The sequence below is a fragment of the Anabaena sp. FACHB-1237 genome, assembly GCF_014696225.1.
GTDB lineage: Bacteria > Cyanobacteriota > Cyanobacteriia > Cyanobacteriales > Nostocaceae > FACHB-1237.
The window spans coordinates 95,920-112,206 of the sequence record NZ_JACJPV010000003.1 but is presented as its reverse complement, the minus strand read 5'-3'; the positions used below and the strand labels follow the sequence as shown (position 1 = coordinate 112,206).

Here is a 16,287-nt window from a genome sequence, read left to right as displayed (position 1 = left end):
TATCATGTCTGTTTTATTTTATCACTTAAAATGGTGATCACTTGATCATTTTTAACTGTTCGACAATCTTATTCATATCCTGTTCAATTCTATTTAATTGTCGTTGTAAATTATTACGACTTTCGGCATTTTCTGTATAATTCAATTGGTTGTAAACTGCTTCATAATCGCCTTCTAAAATTACTAATCTTTTGTTCAATTCCTTAGCTTTAATTTCTTGGACTCGACTTAAAGAAGGAAACGAATTTATTGCTTGTTGTTCAACAGTTTGATTTAAAAAATCCCAAGTTTCCACTAACACTGTTGTAGGCATCATAAATGCCGCTTTCACATTCTCTCGCTTTTTCTCTGCGGCCACAGCCATTCCCACAACTCCCTGTAATGATTCATCCCACACAGGAGATCCACTAAAACCAGGTTCAATTTGATACCCAGGAACTTTAATGGCTTCTATCTGTATCCAGCGTGTAGCTTGAATATCACGCAGTTCACCGTCAGCCCAAACACCAGCATCATGTCCTTGGGGAAAGCCAAAGATGCGGAATTTATGTTGCCAATAATCTGATGTGGTGACAAGTTTTACAGGACTCACTCCTGTTGGTAGAGTATCCTGTATGTGTAGTCCGGCAATATCTTCCTTACTTTGTCCTGGGTTGACAGGTTGCCAAAATACAACTTTGGCTTTTACTTTTTGCCCAGGTGCAATGAGGGGAAAATCAACCTCTATAATTCCATCTGGTGATTGTTGTGTGCTGGTAACAATACTTAAAGCTGCTGTCACCACATGAGCGCAGGTAAGAAAATGGTACTGACTTACTAAAAAACCAGCACCAACAACTTTACCGTTTTGATTATAAATGCGAGCGATCGCACTTTTAAAGACCTGAAAGTAATTTTCATTTGACATAAAATCTACGAGTCTAATCTTTACTCCACTTCACCGTAATCTCAAAATTAACTTCCCCACCTACAGAAGTTATAAACGCACCTGCATCAGCACTTAGTTTGATGCCAAACTTAACTTCCATTTCTTTTGGTTCTAAGTCTTGAAACTTATTAGCAATATTGGTTACCAATGGCTTAATATTATCTATGGCTTCCTCAAAAGACTTTTGTGCTTTAGCAATTTCTCGCCCAGATGGTAAAGCAACTCTCTCAATAGCTATATCTACCGATTCTTCAACTTCTACCAAAATAGTGCCGCTATCTAAAGCGAACTCAACTAATTGCTTATTTGCCATATACAATACTGTTAATTAGGTTATATATCATCAAATATATAACACGGATAACATATTTGCAAGGTATAAACTTGATCTCCTAATTCTTAAAATTTCCTTAAAATATTTCAGATCCTTGCTAAACTGTGCATAAAGATTTTTATTCACTGGGATGCCCTCTAGGGGGATATTGTAAAAATTTTTTTCAAATTTTTTCCAAAAATTAAGAAAGATAAAGTTTACAAACCTTGACAAATTTAGCAATCAATACAGATACAACAAACTGGATCAAACGCAATCATGATAAGGCTTACAGCAATTATAAAAATAATATTAAACTATGAAAATTTCTGATTCTTTACAATTATTGTAAAGTTATGTAACGAAAAACTGAGATTTTTATCATCTCTATGCCTTATATGTAAAGGATTTGAGGGATTTATTATTACAGCATCTTATTTATTCATAATTTGTAACAAACAATGACCCAAAGACATTGTATAAACATAAACTGTAGGGGTCAAACAACAGACAGAAGTTGCATAAACCAGCAAAACAAACCAGTTAGCTAGTTTCTCATAAATTCCTATCTGTTTCTCATAATTGCACGCTTGTAAACACAAGCAATCTGAATTAAACATTGATCCCAAAAATTAGTATTTATCTAGACATCTCTCAATCCATTAATTTTAGGAGATTTAGAGTCCATGACATTAGATGTATTCACCAAGGTTGTTTCCCAAGCTGACGCTAGAGGCGAATTTTTAAGCACCGAACAACTAGATGCTTTAACCGCAGTTGTAAGTGCTGGCAGCAAACGTTTAGACGTTGTTAACCGTATTACAAGCAATGCTAAAGACATCGTTACCAGTGCTGCTCGTTCCTTATTTGCAGATCAACCTCAATTAGTAGCTCCTGGTGGTAACGCTTACACCAACCGTCGCGCTGCTGCTTGCTTACGCGACATGGAAATTATCTTACGCTATGTTACCTACGCTGCGATCGCTGGTGATGCTAGTGTTCTGGATGACCGTTGCTTAAATGGCTTACGCGAAACCTACCAAGCATTAGGCGTACCTGGTGCTTCTGTGGCAGTTGGCGTTGGCAAAATGAAAGAAGCTGCAATTTCCATCGTTAATGACCCTAACGGTATCACCAAAGGTGATTGTAGTTCTTTAGTTTCTGAATTAGCAAGCTACTTTGACCGCGCTGCGGCTGCTGTTGCTTAATCATTACAAAACTTTCAGAACACTTAGAGGCTAAATAATAGCTTCTGCCAACAAAAACCCAAAGAAGATTCTAGGAGATATTCAACCATGAAAACCCCAATTACCGAAGCTATTGCAGCTGCTGATACCCAAGGACGTTTCTTAAGCAACACCGAATTACAAGCTGTTAATGGTCGTTTTGTACGTGCCGTTGCCAGCATGGAAGCTGCTCGTGGTTTAACCGCAAACGCTCAAAAATTAATTGACGGTGCTGCTAACGCTGTTTACCAAAAATATCCTTACACCACCTCTACCCCCGGTGCAGAATTTGCTTCTGATGCTCGCGGTAAAGCTAAGTGCGCTCGTGACATCGGCCACTACTTACGCATCATCACTTACAGCTTAGTAGCTGGTGGAACTGGTCCTTTGGATGAAATCTTAATCGCTGGTTTAGCTGAAATCAACGGTGCTTTCAACTTGTCTCCTAGCTGGTATGTAGAAGCTTTAAAATATATCAAAGCTAATCACGGTTTAGGCGGTCAAGCTGCTAACGAAGCTAACACCTACATTGACTACGCTATCAACGCACTAAGCTAGATAGCTTCATGCCCGGAGAGGGATGTAATTGCTAGATGGAAATTAACCCTAAGGGGTTCGCCAGAGATTTATGGGGGAATCACTGCGTTCAGATTCAATGTGATCAAAACGTGGCGAAAATTTCCAAAACCTCATTCACCTAGCAGTTGGATCTAGCTCCGGGCATAGTTTTATGTAGTTTTATGTGGTTTTATCTAGTTTTATTTAGTTTTATGCAGTAATGCAGATTTGCTATCTCTAGCAATCTTTATTCAGCCCAAACTTGGCAAAATAAAGGGGAAAAAATGGCAATTACAACAGCAGCATCCAGATTAGGCACAGAGCCTTTTAGCGAAGGACGGAAGGTAGAACTTCGCGCTAACGCCAGCAGAGATGAAGTAGAGTTAGTGATTCGTGCTGTCTATCGGCAAGTTTTAGGTAACGACTACTTGATGGCTTCTGAACGCTTGGTAGGTCCAGAGTCTTTATTAAGAGACGGTAATCTGACAGTACGGGAATTTGTCCGTAGCGTGGCTAAATCAGAACTGTACAAAAATAAGTTCTTCTATAACAGTTTCCAAACCAGATTAATCGAACTCAACTATAAACACCTGTTGGGTCGCGCTCCTATAGATGAGTCTGAAGTAACATACCACTTAGACTTATATATTAACGAAGGTTACGACGCAGAAATAGACTCCTACATTGATTCGGAAGAGTATCAAAACAACTTCGGTGATAATGTAGTTCCCTATTATCGCGGTTTTAACTTTCAAGCCGGCCAAACCTCTGCTAGTTTTACTCGGATGTTCCGTTTATACAGAGGATATGCTAACAGTGATACCTCTCAAGTAGAAGGTACTAAATCTCGTTTAGCACGGGAATTAGCTAGTGGTAAATCTTCCTCTATTGTTGGACCATCAGGAACTAACAATGGTTGGGGATTCCGTGCATCTGCGGATGTAGCACCCAAACAAAACCTAGGCAATGCTGTAGGGACATCGGATCGCGTTTACCGTCTGGAAGTGGCAGGCATTCGCAATCCGGGATACCCCAGCGTGCGTCGGAGTAGCACAGTATTCATTGTACCTTATGAGCGCCTTTCAGACAAAATGCAACAAATTCATAGAATGGGTGGCAAAATTGTCAGCGTCACTTCAACCTAAGGTCAATGTTGAGCGATAAATGAAAATCGCTGTAATAGGTGATTTTGGTTTTAGACTTAAACCTTAAACCTTAAACATAGGAGATCTAGAGTAATGTTTGGTCAAACCACACTTGGTGCAAGTAGCGTTTCTTCATCTGCCAGCCGTGTATTTCGTTATGAAGTTGTCGGTTTAAAGCAAAACCAAGAAACTGACAAAAATCAATTCAGCATTCGTCATAGTGGTAGCGTATTTATTACCGTACCCTACAGCCGCATGAATGAAGAAATGCAGCGCATTAGCCGTCTAGGTGGCAGAATTGTTAAAATTGAGCCTTTGACTGTGGCAGAATAAGCATTACGCCTTAGCAATGATAGAAACCACTGGAGAAGAATATTCTGCTGAGAATGCACCTCAACTCACACCAGAACTAGCCATTGCTAATCTGCAATCATCAGATTTAAGTCTCCGCTATTATGCTGCATGGTGGCTAGGACACTATCAGATCAACCAACCAGAAGCTATAGATAAATTAATTGCAGCTTTAGAAGATGAAGACGATCGCACAGAATTGGGCGGTTATCCTCTCCGCCGCAATGCAGCCCGATCTTTAGGTAAATTGGGTGATTTGAAAGCTGTCCCAGGTTTGATTAAGTGTTTGGAATGTGATGATTTTTACGTGCGCGAAGCCGCAGCCCAATCATTAGCTATGTTGGGTGATAAATCAGCTATTACCTCATTGATCAAGCTATTAGATGGGGGAGTAGCCCGGGCAGTGCAAATACCCGGCCGCCCCCATCTGACCCAGCCCTATGAAGCAGTATTAGAAGCCTTGGGAGCTATTGGCGCAACTGAGGCTATTTCCTTGATTGAACCATTTTTACAGCATCCTATCCCCAGGGTAGAATGTGCAGCTAATAGAGCAATGTACCAACTAACTCAAGATTCCACTTATGGGGAAAAATTAGTGAAATGGTTGGCAGAAGGTGATATTAAGTTGCGTAGAGTGGTTTTGGGAGATTTGGGGGCTATTGGCTATCTGGCAGCAGCCAAGGCGATCGCTCAAGCACAAGCAGAAAATAGTTTCAAACTCATGTCCCTCAAAGGCTTACTAGAATATCAACTAGGAAATGATCCTGAAAATTTCAGTATTTCCCCTGATGCTATCCAAGTAATGAATTTGATGGATTCACTGTTGTAAGGTTCATGACTGAAGCAAATGACTGAATTAATTCAAGCAGTTAATCTGGCACAAACACCAGCACAAATGGTGCAAGCAGTCCAAAACCTAGCAGCAGCAAAAGATCCCGCCGCTATTCCTACCTTAATTAAAGTCTTTGGCTATAACAACCCAGGAGCAGCTATGGCCGCAGTAGCAGGGTTAATAGAGTTAGGAGAACAGGCAGTACCACAACTACTGTCTCAAATAGATGATTATAACTATGGCGCACGGGCTTACTCGATTCGCAGTTTGGCAGCGATCGCTGATCCCCGTGCTTTAGATATTTTCATCTCTATAGTTTTAACTGACTTTGCGCCCAGTGTGCGTCGTGCTGCAATTAAAGGATTAGGAAACCTACAATGGCAAAAATTACCAGCTAGTGAACAAAGCACAGCTATCAACCGCGCCGTAGAAACCTTACTGTGGATTTGTCAAGACACAGATTGGTCAATTCGTTATGCAGCCGTAGTAGGATTACAAGCAATGGCCAAAATACCTGAAGTGAGATCACCAATATTGAGCAAATTTCAGGAAATGCTGACCAACGACACAGAAAAAGCAGTTCGCGCTCGTGTGCTAATGGCTAACAACTAAGCTAATGTGCAGCACTCACTGTATAATTAAAAAACCTGAAGTTACAGTAGCACAAGCATCTTGCTTGTATTAATTATTCAAGTTAAAGGCACAACAGCTTAGTGAAATAATTGAAAAATTGCACATTGCATCAATACAGGATCAAACCAAAAAAAAACAACCTGGAACAGTCTTTTTCTTCGCACCTTTGCGTGAGATATTAATCAGCAATACCCAAAATTGAAACAATCTACATACCATATAACAAGGTAAAAGTAAAGATGTCAATACCATTATTAGAATACGCACCAACAACACAAAACCAAAGAGTAGACGGTTACGAAATTGCTAACGAAGATACACCTACTATTTATCGTTTAGCTAATGCTACTTCCAGTGAAGATATTGATGCTGTGATTTGGGCATCCTATCGGCAAATTTTCAGCGAACATTTAATATTAGCTAGTTATCGGCAAACTGGCTTAGAATCTCAACTGAGAAACCGAGCAATTAACGTCCGAGAATTTATTCGCGGTTTAGGAAAATCAGAAGTTTTCCGCAGTCAAATTGTGGATACAAATTCTAACTATCGTTTAGTTAATATTAGTTTACAAAGATTTTTAGGCCGTTCATCTTATAGCAAAGATGAAGAAATAGCCTGGTCTATTGTCATTTCTACTCAAGGTTATCATGGCTTTGTAGATGCTTTAGTAGACTCTGATGAATATTTAGAAAATTTTGGTGATGACATTGTACCATTCCAGCGTCGTCGTTTTGGCGATCGCCCCTTTAACCTAGTTAATCCTAGATACAACCAATATTGGCGCGATGTTCAAGCCATGCGGCAGTACAGTGGCAGATCCTTCTACAGCATTCGTACCTCTGGACAACTGACCACAGCAGATATACGGCGTGCTATTCCTGCTAACTTCTTTGCCATGGCCGGAACAATAATCACCAATGAACAGAACTACCAACGTAGTTTAGCTACAGCGCAATCTTACGTTAATAGCGTTGCTATACCTGATACCAGCAGAGATAACCAAGAACAACCCACAGTTAAACCTGTAGCAGTCTCCCTACCCTATCGTTATATTCCTGGAACTCAAACCTACTAAAAAAGATGAAGGAGTGGGGAGTGAGGAGTTGGGAGTTGAGGTTTAGCAGTGCTAAAACCGGCAACCAGAAACTAGTTTACCCCTACCGACTGATAGGGATAGGGATAGGTGATAGCTGACGGCTGATGGCTACTAAATTACAAAAATACACGACAAAACCAGAAAAATGTCCATACCTTTATTAGAATACAAACCCAGTTCTCAAAATCAGCGCGTTGCTGGTTATGAAGTTCCCAACGAAGATACACCAGTAATTTACCGCAGTGAAAATTATGCTGCTGGTGGAGAAATTGAAGAATTGATTTGGGCTACTTATCGGCAACTTTTTAGTGAGCACGTAATCCTGAAATTTTACCGTCAAAGTAACTTAGAATCCCAAATTAAAAATAAAGCCATTTCCGTCCGTGATTTTGTGCGAGGATTAGCTAAATCTGAAGCATTTCAAACCTTAGTAATTCAAACCAATTCTAACTACAGATTAGTAGAAATTGGACTAAAAAGGATCTTAGGACGTGCACCCTATAACAAAGAAGAAGAAATTGCTTGGTCCATCACCATTGCTAATGTTGGTTGGAGTGGTTTTGTAGATGCTTTAGTAGATTCAGAAGAATATCTCAGCACCTTTGGAGAGAATATAGTTCCCTACCAAAGAAGACGCTACAAAGATAGACCCTTTAATTTAGTAACACCAAGATACAGTGATTACTGGCGGGATAAATTAGAAGATGCCCGTTACAAATGGGGTGACATTAAAAACTTTTTGGATATGGCAAAAGGGATTAATATTAAGACAGTTACCTATACACCTGTTAGCACTGCTAATATCCAAATTCCTGACACTAGTAGAGACAGAAAACCAGTAGGTATTCCTGTTTCTATTAGTCCTAGTGCTAACTTCCCCGTTGGCTAAAATCAGCACTCAGTTATCAGTTAAACGAGACTTGTAAATAGTTAGGACTTAGGCAAGATGTAGCTAAAACCCTGATTATTCTGTAGGGGTAATTCATGAATTACCCCTAGTTTCCCTCCCTTTTGCCCAAGTCCCGAATAGTTAGAAATATTCATAACAATTTATAAATATTCTCATAACTGATAACTGGTAAATTTGGTATTTTTGGTATTTTTGGTATCAGTTTATTAGACTCAAAAATTTTAAACTGATTCAAAAATACGGTTTTAGCTGAATATGGATTTGCTGTATTCCCTAAATTCGCTATTTTTTTGGGAAAAAGTTTGCATTTTTTAAAGAGTTTATTTTGCCAAAATTATTAATTTCTAATCTAAGAAGCCAACTTTACCAAAAGGCAGGTTTTTCAGATGGCAATTCCTTTACTCAAATACAAACTGACAACCCAAAACCAAAGAGTTAGTAGTTTTGGTACGGCTGATACTAATGAAGATACGCCTTACATCTACCGCATAGAAAATGCCAACTCCCCTAGCGAAATTAACGCCTTAATTTGGGCAGCATATCGGCAAATCTTTAACGAACAAGAGATCCTCAAATTTAACCGTCAGATTGCTTTAGAAACCCAACTCAAAAATAAATCAATCTCCGTTAAAGACTTTATTCGTGGTTTGCTAAAATCCGAAAGATTCTATCAATTAGTTGTTAGTGTAAATGACAATTATCGCTTGGTAGAAATTACTTTTCAGAGGGTCTTAGGTCGTTCTCCTTACAATCAGCAAGAAAAAATTGCTTGGTCAATAAAAATTGCTACTTTGGGTTGGCATGGTTTTGTAGATGCTTTAGTTGATAGTGTAGAATATTCAGAATGCTTTGGAGATTTTACAGTACCCTATCAACGCAAAGCTATGAGTACAGACAAATTATTGAGTTTTAGAACTCGTTATGGTGCTGACTACCGCGATAAAATAGGTTTCGCGCCTCAAGAGCGATATAGTTCCTTATGGGGTCGTTCATTATCTCCTATTTATGGGCAAAATGTTGATAAACGGGCATTGTTAGCTGTATTGGTAGCAATAACCGTAGGTATTAGTTTCTTGCTGGTTTTAAATTGGTTAGGAATTAGTTATCGCTACTAACCAAATAGGGGAAAATAATTAATAACGATGAAAGAGGAGTTTGAGAAATCAACCCTCCTTCATTTTTCTCAAACCAATTTTTTTGAATTTGATAATAAGAGGAAAAACATGGCACTGCCATTACTTCAATACAAACCCAGCAGTCAAAATCACCGAGTTATCAGTTTTGGTGTAGCAGATCAAAATGAAGATACTCCATACATCTACCGTTTAGAAGATGTTAGTTCTTCCACTGACATTCAAGGCATTATCTGGGCTGCATACCGTCAAGTTTTCAGCGAACATGAGATATTAAAATTTAACCGTCAAGGTACTTTAGAATCTCAATTAAAAAATGGTTCTTTATCTGTTCGTGACTTTATTCGTGGTTTAGCTAAGTCTGAAGCATTCTACCGTTTAGTTGTTTCCGTTAATAATAACTACCGTTTAGTAGATATTACTCTTAAACGCTTACTAGGTCGTGCTGCTTACAACAAAGAAGAAGAGATTGCTTGGTCCATTGTGATTTGTACCAAAGGATTTAGCGGTTTTGTTGATGCTTTAGTTGACAGTGCTGAATATAGTCAAAACTTTGGTGATAATACTGTACCTTACCAACGTAAACGTTTTGTAGATCGTCCTTTTAACTTGGTAACTCCTCGTTATGGTGAAGATTTCCAAGAAAAAGCAGGTACTGTCAAAACCGACTGGCAAATTACCTTACAGAAATTCTACAGCCGCAAGTTGGACTTACAACCTTTACGCGCTGGAGATCCTCGCGCCTTTGCTGGTATGGCTGCGGCAGTCAGTGGTCAAGGTAACTACGCGCAAAAACTTTCTTCCTTTGATATTGATTACTTAAATGCTGTTCCCTATCGTGGTAGACGCTAAGTAATTTAATTAACTGTTAATTAACTGGGATTTAATACTGGATCTAGTTTTGCTGTTTATATAATGATTATCTGGCAATTTTTTGTTAGTTTAGCATTATGTAAGATTAAAACTAGACCCAGTTGTTTTATGCTAGTTACTCAGGAAGAGATAAGTATGTTTTTACATGGAGGTTACAGTGATTAAAAATATTAAAATTCAAAATTTTAGATGTTTTGAGGAATTAAAAATATCCGGTTTTGAGAAAATTAATTTAATTAGTGGAAAAAATAATATTGGTAAAACTGCATTATTAGAAGCATTATTTATCAATAGTACACCAAGACCAGATACTATTTTTTTGCTAAGACAAGTAAGAAGAGAATCATCAAAGTTTAGACAATCTTTGCCGGAAAATACCTGGAACTACTTCTTTTTTGAAGAAAATAAAAATAATTTAATAGAGATTGAAGCTATCCTAGAAAATGATTATTCTAAAAGAGTTGAATTATTTGTAGATGAATCTTTGCAAAATTTAGAAGATATATATCAACACGATGATGATGATAACGAAAAACTTATCAATCTTTTTTCAGGAAGTGAGTCTGTAAAATCTGTAATGCACCTAAAAACAAAAATTAATAATGGAGAGGCTTTTGAAGCATTAATCATATCTAGTTCTAAGGGTATTATAGCTAGAGATATTAAAGTTCCTGACATAAAAAATGCTTTCTTTATTCCCTCCTTTTTAAGAGTTAGTAGTAGAGAATTAGCACAGGAATTTGATAAATCTCGTTTAAATGAGAAAGAAAGTGAAGTTTTAGAAGCCTTTCAAATTATTGATTCTTCTATTATTAGTATAGAGACAATGACTATTGGTGAAGGAAATATTTGGGTTAAAAAGGAAAGCAAGAAAAGATTCCCTTTATCCTTGTTTGGTGATGGAATTAATCGTATTGCGGATATTATGTTAAGGATTGTGAATAATGAAAATAGTATTATATTAATTGATGAGATAGAAAATGGTATTCATCACTCAAATCAAGTTGCTTTTTGGAGTATTTTGTACAGATTAACTAGGGAGTTAAATGTCCAAATATTTGCTACAACTCACAGTTTAGAAATGATTAAATCTTTTATTAAAGCTGGTTTTGAATATCAAAATATGTATGAAAATATGGCTGCTCATTTTGAGCTAACCAGAAATTTTAAAACAGGTCAAATAGTTGCTATTAAGAGAGATTTAGATACTTTAGAGTATGGTATAAGTCATAATAAGGAGGTAAGAGGTGAGTAGTAATATTTTGATTGTAGAAAGTAAAAATGATCAATATTTTTTACAGGCAATTATTCGTTACCTTAATTTTAATATAGAAGTTGCTCCTGCGATTATGATTGCGGAAGATGATTATAAATCAATGGAAGGATTAAATCCTAAAAAACTCAAAGATGCTCTCAATGATTTAAAAACAGATATACAAAAAGGTAAAATTGAAAAAATAGGTATTGTTATTGATATTGATGATAAGCAAGAAATTGAGAGAATTAATTTTGTTAATGATTGTCTTCAAGCAGTTTTTCCAGAAACAAAATTATTGAAAGAAATTAAGAATTTTATTGATATCAATTTTGATGGTTTTAATTTTCAAATAGCTTGTTACTTTACAAATGTTAATGGAGAAGGAGAGTTAGAAACAGTTTTAAAAATGATTAAGAAGAAAGATTCAATTTATGCTGACTGTTTAGACAGTTGGAGAAATTGTTTACTAACTCATGGAAAGGAAATCAAGATTAAGGATGTGAACAAATTTTGGGTTTCTATGTATTTAAGATTTGATACTTGTTCAAATAAAGAAAAAAGGCAAGCAGAGAAAAAATGTAGCTTTGAATATGCAATGAAGGAAAAAGCAGAAATATGGGATTTTGAACATCCTATATTAAATGATTTAAAGGATTTTTTACAGATGTTTAGTTAGTTGTTTTTTTATTGAGTAAACTTATTCCTTGTTATCAATATGCTGATAGAATTTCGTGTTGGTAATTACAGATCATTTAAAGATACAGTTACCTTAAGTATGGTAGCCAGTAATATTAATTCCCATAGTCAAGAAATAGATAATCATAATGTTTTTGCAGTAGATGATGAATTAAAACTACTCAAAAGTGCTGCTATTTATGGTGCTAATGCTAGTGGCAAAAGTAATTTAGCAAAAGCCATAAGTTTTATGAAATGGTTTATGATTAATTCTTCTAAAGAAACTCAAAGTACGGAAAAAATAGGAGTTGAACCATTTGAATTAAATACAGATACTAAAACAGCACCATCTTTTTTTGAAATTGTATTTTTATTAGATGGAAAAAAGTATAGATATGGTTTTGAAGCTACTCAAGAAAGAGTAATTTCAGAATGGTTATTTTATGTACCCACGAGTAAAGAAACTCGAATTTTTGCCAGATTTTATGATGGAAATTCTGATAAAATGGAATATTTATCTAAAAGATTTAAAGGTGAAGGTATTCATGCAAAAACTAGACATAATGCACTTTTTATATCTGTAGCTGCTCAATTTAATGTAAAAATAGCACAGCAAATATTAGAATTACTCACACAAAAATTACATTTAATTTCTGGATTAGAAGATAAAAAATATTTAGCTTATACAATTAAGTATTTATCAGCAGATCATGAAAATCGAGAATCAGTGATTAATTTAATCAAAAAGTTAGATTTAGGTATTAGAGAAATTAGTCTGGAAGAAACAGAAGTTAATTATGATTCTTTACCAAAAGATATACCAGAGGAATTAAAAAGAATAATTCTCAAAACTGGTGCTGTTAAATCAAGTGCTATTAATACATTTCATCAAAAATTTGATCATCAAGGAAATTATGTAGAATTAGAAAGATTTAATTTACAACATCATGAATCAGAAGGAACTCAAAAAATAGTTGCTTTAGCTGGAGCTTTGGTAGATACTTTAAAAAATGGTCAAGTTCTCATTTTTGATGAATTTGATGCCAGGTTGCATCCTTTAATTAGTAAAGCAATTGTTACAGTATTTAATTCTCAAGAAACTAATTATAATCATGCACAATTAATATTTATGACTCATGATACTAATTTATTAAGTTCTCAACTTTTCCGCAGAGATCAAATTTGGTTTACTGAAAAAAATAAGTATGGTGCAACAGATTTATATTCTTTGGTTGAATATAAAATCAAAAATGATCATAGTTATGAACGTGATTATATTAATGGTAAATATGGGGCTATTCCTTTTATTGGTAATTTAACAGAAATTATTGGTGTATCTCATGAATAGAAAAAATACCAGGGGAAATTTTAATCGTGGTTATGCAGATAGGAAAGTAGGAATTAAGGAACTTAGAGAAAGGTTTTTAATTGTTTGTGAAGGTGATAAAGCAGTTGTCAACATCTTAAAAATCCTCTGTTATATGTAGGTTTTGTAATTGGTTATTTACCTGTAATTCTCTGGTTTTGGTTAAGTTATCAACGTTATGGAGAAATAGTTTTTGAACAGTTTTTTAATTTAGTAACTAGAATCACTACAAAACAACTGCATGGAAATTCACCTTTTTATTATTTATGGAATCTACCTATTAAAGCATTTCCTTGGCCTTTATTTAGTATTTTGGGTTTATTGTTAGTGTGTCGTCATTCATCAAGTAAAAATATTTTTATATTGGTTATTTGTCCTATAATCATATTCCTAGAAATTAGTATAGTTTCCACTCGTTTACCTCACTATACCCTCATGCTTTGCCCTTGGATGGCTATTTTAGCAGCAATAGCATTAAATTGGTTAGGTGAAATTTATAATCAGCAATTTCAGCAAACAAAATATTTTCTCCTACCCCGAAATTTAAGTTATATGTTTGGCGGTTTAGGTGCTATTATTTTTATTGCAGGTATAATTTTGAATACAGGAATTATTAAAATTAATGTGAGTGATGGTACAGATATTAAACATTATTCATCCATCGGTTTAGCATTAGGATTAGGTTGGTTATTTTTACCAGTAATTTGGGTTGCACGTCATCGTTTTAGTCAGAAATTCTTAACAGCTAATTATTGGTTAGCAGGTTGGTTAATACCTACATGGTTAGCTTTAGCTGTAGCTGGTAGTAATGGTTTATTAAGCAATTATAGTCCTGATGTAAAATTATTTGTCAAACAGCCAGAAATTGCTAATGTTTTGAAAAATGAATCTATTAATTTTGTAGTTCAAGAAACAGAAACTTTGATAACAGGAGGTGTTAAACCTTTATTATTACTCACTTTTGAAACTCCCCATTGGGGTAAAAGATTTGAAAAACTTGCAGATGTTCCTATTAATAGTTATGCTTGGGTTAGTCCTGAACCAGAAGTAGGTTTATTGACTAGTAAACGGGAAATTGGTACTTTTAGAGATTGGAAATTAATTCAAGTAGTTGGACAGTAATATATTTAGATTTATCATCATGTTGGGTTGCGCTTACGCTTAACCCAACCTTGTATCTTAGAGGAGGTTGCATCTTGATATGCAAGAGATGTTAATTACATTCTTTCTAAAACCCTAATTCCTAACAAATTTAACCCTAATTTTAATGTTCTGGCGGTTAAATCACATAACATTAATCTTGATGTTCTTGCAGGTTCTTCTGATTTCAACACAGGACAATTTTCATAAAATTTGTTAAACTTATCACTCAGTTGATATAGATAATCACACAAACGATTTGGTAATAAATCCTGTTCCACTTCTGTTAATACTTCATCCAGTTGTAATAGATGTTTTGCTAAGGTTAATTCTGTATCTTCTGTTAATAAAATTTTGGCATCTGTTCCCAAATTAGTAAAATCAATATTACCCTCTCTGCTAATACCTTGAGTTCGCACATAAGCATACAACATATAAGGCGCTGTATTTCCTTTTAATGCCAACATTTTATCATAACTAAAGATGTAACTACTAGTGCGATTTTGACTTAAATCTGCATATTTAACCGCACTAATTCCCACTATTTCAGCCACATTGGTAATAAATTCCTCAGATTCTATTCTACCATCATCTTGTAATCTTTTTTCAATATCCTGACGAGCGCGAGAAATTGCTTCATCTAATAAATCTCTTAATCTTACTGTATCTCCAGAACGAGTTTTGAACTTTTTACCATCTTCTCCTAATACTAACCCGAAAGGAACATGAACTAATTCCATATTTTCTGGTATCCATTGCGCTTTTTTAGCTACTTGGAAAAACTGCGAAAAATGGTTAGACTGTCCTTCATCTGTAACATATATGATGCGATTTCCATTATCTTGTAAAATGCGATAACGCAAAGCTGCTAAATCTGTGGTTGCATAGTTATAACCACCATCGGATTTTTGCACAATTAGGGGTAAGGGTTCACCTTCTCTATTTTTAAAACCATCTAAAAATACACATTTTGCCCCTTGGTTTTCTTCTAATAAACCTGTTTTTTCTAAGTCTTCTACAACTTTAGATAAATAGGGATTATAAAAAGATTCTCCTCTTTCAATTAATTTAATATCTAAAATATCATAAATAATTTGAAATTCTTTTCTCGATTGTTCACACAGCAATTTCCACGCATGAATGGTATCTGGTGCACCAGCTTGTAATTTTACCACTTCTTGACGGGCAATTTCTTGAAAGTTTTTATCTTCATCAAATCTTTGTTTTGCTTGACGATAAAATGTGACTAAATCACCAATATCTAAAGCGTTTGCGGTAGTTAATGCTTGAGGATAAACTTCTTTAAGATAAGTAATTAACATTCCAAATTGTGTACCCCAATCACCCACATGATTTAATCTTAATACATCATGTCCCCGAAATTCTAAAATTCTGGCGATACTATCACCAATAATTGTAGAACGTAAATGGCCAACGTGCATTTCCTTGGCAATATTAGGACTAGAAAAATCTACAATTTGTTTTTTAGGAGTTGGAGTTTTGGGTATTCCTAAACGTGCATCTTGTTGAATTGTATTGAGTTGATTTTCTAAATAGGATGTTTTAATTTTCAGGTTAATAAAACCTGGTCCTGCTATTTCTGGAGTTTCACAAATTTCGGAAACATCCAATTTATCTACTATTTCTGAGGCGATAATTCTCGGTTGTTTGCCCAATTTTTTACTTAAAGATAGGGCAACATTTGCTTGATAATCGCCAAATTTTGGGTTACTAGCATTAACTAAGATAGGATCTGTATAACTATATTCTGCACCAAAAGCGGCGATTAATGCTTGACTTAATTTGTTTTTTAGTTGTTGTTGTGTACTGTTCATGATGTTGGTTGTAT

18 protein-coding genes are annotated in these 16,287 nt (G+C 35.4%); 15 read left to right on the top strand and 3 right to left on the bottom strand.

Features of this window, described 5'->3' with window-relative positions:
* Positions 1–37 precede the first annotated feature (37 nt).
* Complete coding sequence (locus tag H6F32_RS02320; RefSeq protein ID WP_190367725.1) at positions 38–907, bottom strand: trypsin-like peptidase domain-containing protein; 870 nt, start codon at positions 905–907, stop codon at positions 38–40.
* Positions 908–920: 13 nt separating this feature from the next.
* Positions 921–1,241: a CU044_2847 family protein gene (locus tag H6F32_RS02315; protein WP_190367724.1), complete on the bottom strand. Its 321-nt coding sequence runs from the start codon at positions 1,239–1,241 to the stop codon at positions 921–923.
* 686 nt (positions 1,242–1,927) lie between these two features.
* Between H6F32_RS02315 and H6F32_RS02310 the strand changes: the two genes are divergently transcribed.
* From H6F32_RS02310 to H6F32_RS02240, 15 genes are all read left to right on the top strand, one after another.
* On the top strand, positions 1,928–2,449 hold the full coding sequence (locus H6F32_RS02310) for a phycocyanin subunit beta (RefSeq protein ID WP_190367723.1): 522 nt from the start codon (positions 1,928–1,930) through the stop codon (positions 2,447–2,449).
* 87 nt (positions 2,450–2,536) lie between these two features.
* Positions 2,537–3,025, top strand: a complete 489-nt coding sequence (gene cpcA / locus H6F32_RS02305) for a phycocyanin subunit alpha (RefSeq protein ID WP_190367722.1) — start codon at positions 2,537–2,539, stop codon at positions 3,023–3,025.
* A gap of 284 nt (positions 3,026–3,309) precedes the next feature.
* Positions 3,310–4,170 carry a phycobilisome linker polypeptide gene (locus H6F32_RS02300; RefSeq protein WP_190367721.1) on the top strand — a complete coding sequence of 287 codons (861 nt, stop codon included), beginning with the start codon at positions 3,310–3,312 and terminating at the stop codon, positions 4,168–4,170.
* A gap of 93 nt (positions 4,171–4,263) precedes the next feature.
* A complete protein-coding gene (locus H6F32_RS02295) occupies positions 4,264–4,503 on the top strand; it encodes a phycobilisome linker polypeptide (protein ID WP_190367720.1) in 240 nt (79 codons plus the stop codon).
* A gap of 16 nt (positions 4,504–4,519) precedes the next feature.
* Complete coding sequence (locus H6F32_RS02290; RefSeq protein WP_190367719.1) at positions 4,520–5,350, top strand: HEAT repeat domain-containing protein; 831 nt, start codon at positions 4,520–4,522, stop codon at positions 5,348–5,350.
* 18 nt (positions 5,351–5,368) lie between these two features.
* Positions 5,369–5,965 carry a HEAT repeat domain-containing protein gene (locus H6F32_RS02285; RefSeq protein ID WP_190367718.1) on the top strand — a complete coding sequence of 199 codons (597 nt, stop codon included), beginning with the start codon at positions 5,369–5,371 and terminating at the stop codon, positions 5,963–5,965.
* 260 nt (positions 5,966–6,225) lie between these two features.
* Entirely contained in the window at positions 6,226–7,062 is an 837-nt protein-coding gene (locus H6F32_RS02280; protein WP_190367717.1) for a phycobilisome rod-core linker polypeptide, read from the top strand.
* A 166-nt stretch (positions 7,063–7,228) separates the two neighbouring features.
* Positions 7,229–7,972: a phycobilisome rod-core linker polypeptide gene (locus H6F32_RS02275; protein ID WP_190367716.1), complete on the top strand. Its 744-nt coding sequence runs from the start codon at positions 7,229–7,231 to the stop codon at positions 7,970–7,972.
* 407 nt (positions 7,973–8,379) lie between these two features.
* Positions 8,380–9,108, top strand: a complete 729-nt coding sequence (locus H6F32_RS02270; protein WP_190367715.1) for a phycobilisome rod-core linker polypeptide — start codon at positions 8,380–8,382, stop codon at positions 9,106–9,108.
* A 108-nt stretch (positions 9,109–9,216) separates the two neighbouring features.
* Positions 9,217–9,978 carry a phycobilisome rod-core linker polypeptide gene (locus tag H6F32_RS02265; protein WP_190367714.1) on the top strand — a complete coding sequence of 254 codons (762 nt, stop codon included), beginning with the start codon at positions 9,217–9,219 and terminating at the stop codon, positions 9,976–9,978.
* Positions 9,979–10,156: 178 nt separating this feature from the next.
* Positions 10,157–11,254, top strand: coding sequence for an AAA family ATPase (locus H6F32_RS02260; RefSeq protein WP_190367713.1), 1,098 nt, complete (start codon positions 10,157–10,159; stop codon positions 11,252–11,254).
* Entirely contained in the window at positions 11,247–11,933 is a 687-nt protein-coding gene (locus tag H6F32_RS02255; protein WP_190367712.1) for a DUF3226 domain-containing protein, read from the top strand. The genes H6F32_RS02260 and H6F32_RS02255 overlap by 8 nt, the downstream gene beginning before the upstream one ends.
* A 39-nt stretch (positions 11,934–11,972) precedes the next feature.
* A complete protein-coding gene (locus H6F32_RS02250; RefSeq protein ID WP_190367711.1) occupies positions 11,973–13,280 on the top strand; it encodes an ATP/GTP-binding protein in 1,308 nt (435 codons plus the stop codon).
* Complete coding sequence (locus H6F32_RS02245) at positions 13,273–13,419, top strand: hypothetical protein (protein WP_190367710.1); 147 nt, start codon at positions 13,273–13,275, stop codon at positions 13,417–13,419. The genes H6F32_RS02250 and H6F32_RS02245 overlap by 8 nt, the downstream gene beginning before the upstream one ends.
* A 314-nt stretch (positions 13,420–13,733) precedes the next feature.
* The gene (locus H6F32_RS02240; protein WP_190367709.1) at positions 13,734–14,420 is read left to right on the top strand and encodes a hypothetical protein; all 687 of its coding nucleotides are present in this window, start codon (positions 13,734–13,736) and stop codon (positions 14,418–14,420) included.
* A gap of 95 nt (positions 14,421–14,515) precedes the next feature.
* On the opposite strand, the gene argS is transcribed toward H6F32_RS02240, so the two are convergent.
* Complete coding sequence (gene argS / locus H6F32_RS02235; RefSeq protein ID WP_190367708.1) at positions 14,516–16,273, bottom strand: arginine--tRNA ligase; 1,758 nt, start codon at positions 16,271–16,273, stop codon at positions 14,516–14,518.
* Positions 16,274–16,287: the final 14 nt, after the last annotated feature.

Excerpts from the sequence above, each read along its gene's own strand:
- H6F32_RS02250 (WP_190367711.1), top strand. The coding sequence starts at position 11,973 with ATGCTGATAGAATTTCGTGTTGGTAATTACAGATCATTTAAAGATACA.
- H6F32_RS02240 (WP_190367709.1), top strand. The coding sequence starts at position 13,734 with ATGCTTTGCCCTTGGATGGCTATTTTAGCAGCAATAGCATTAAATTGG.
- H6F32_RS02270 (WP_190367715.1), top strand. The coding sequence starts at position 8,380 with ATGGCAATTCCTTTACTCAAATACAAACTGACAACCCAAAACCAAAGA.
- H6F32_RS02245 (WP_190367710.1), top strand. The coding sequence starts at position 13,273 with ATGAATAGAAAAAATACCAGGGGAAATTTTAATCGTGGTTATGCAGAT.
- H6F32_RS02310 (WP_190367723.1), top strand. The coding sequence starts at position 1,928 with ATGACATTAGATGTATTCACCAAGGTTGTTTCCCAAGCTGACGCTAGA.
- cpcA (WP_190367722.1), top strand. The coding sequence starts at position 2,537 with ATGAAAACCCCAATTACCGAAGCTATTGCAGCTGCTGATACCCAAGGA.
- argS (WP_190367708.1), bottom strand. The coding sequence starts at position 16,273 with ATGAACAGTACACAACAACAACTAAAAAACAAATTAAGTCAAGCATTA.
- H6F32_RS02265 (WP_190367714.1), top strand. The coding sequence starts at position 9,217 with ATGGCACTGCCATTACTTCAATACAAACCCAGCAGTCAAAATCACCGA.
- H6F32_RS02295 (WP_190367720.1), top strand. The coding sequence starts at position 4,264 with ATGTTTGGTCAAACCACACTTGGTGCAAGTAGCGTTTCTTCATCTGCC.
- H6F32_RS02315 (WP_190367724.1), bottom strand. The coding sequence starts at position 1,241 with ATGGCAAATAAGCAATTAGTTGAGTTCGCTTTAGATAGCGGCACTATT.
- H6F32_RS02290 (WP_190367719.1), top strand. The coding sequence starts at position 4,520 with ATGATAGAAACCACTGGAGAAGAATATTCTGCTGAGAATGCACCTCAA.
- H6F32_RS02285 (WP_190367718.1), top strand. The coding sequence starts at position 5,369 with ATGACTGAATTAATTCAAGCAGTTAATCTGGCACAAACACCAGCACAA.
- H6F32_RS02320 (WP_190367725.1), bottom strand. The coding sequence starts at position 907 with ATGTCAAATGAAAATTACTTTCAGGTCTTTAAAAGTGCGATCGCTCGC.
- H6F32_RS02300 (WP_190367721.1), top strand. The coding sequence starts at position 3,310 with ATGGCAATTACAACAGCAGCATCCAGATTAGGCACAGAGCCTTTTAGC.
- H6F32_RS02280 (WP_190367717.1), top strand. The coding sequence starts at position 6,226 with ATGTCAATACCATTATTAGAATACGCACCAACAACACAAAACCAAAGA.
- H6F32_RS02275 (WP_190367716.1), top strand. The coding sequence starts at position 7,229 with ATGTCCATACCTTTATTAGAATACAAACCCAGTTCTCAAAATCAGCGC.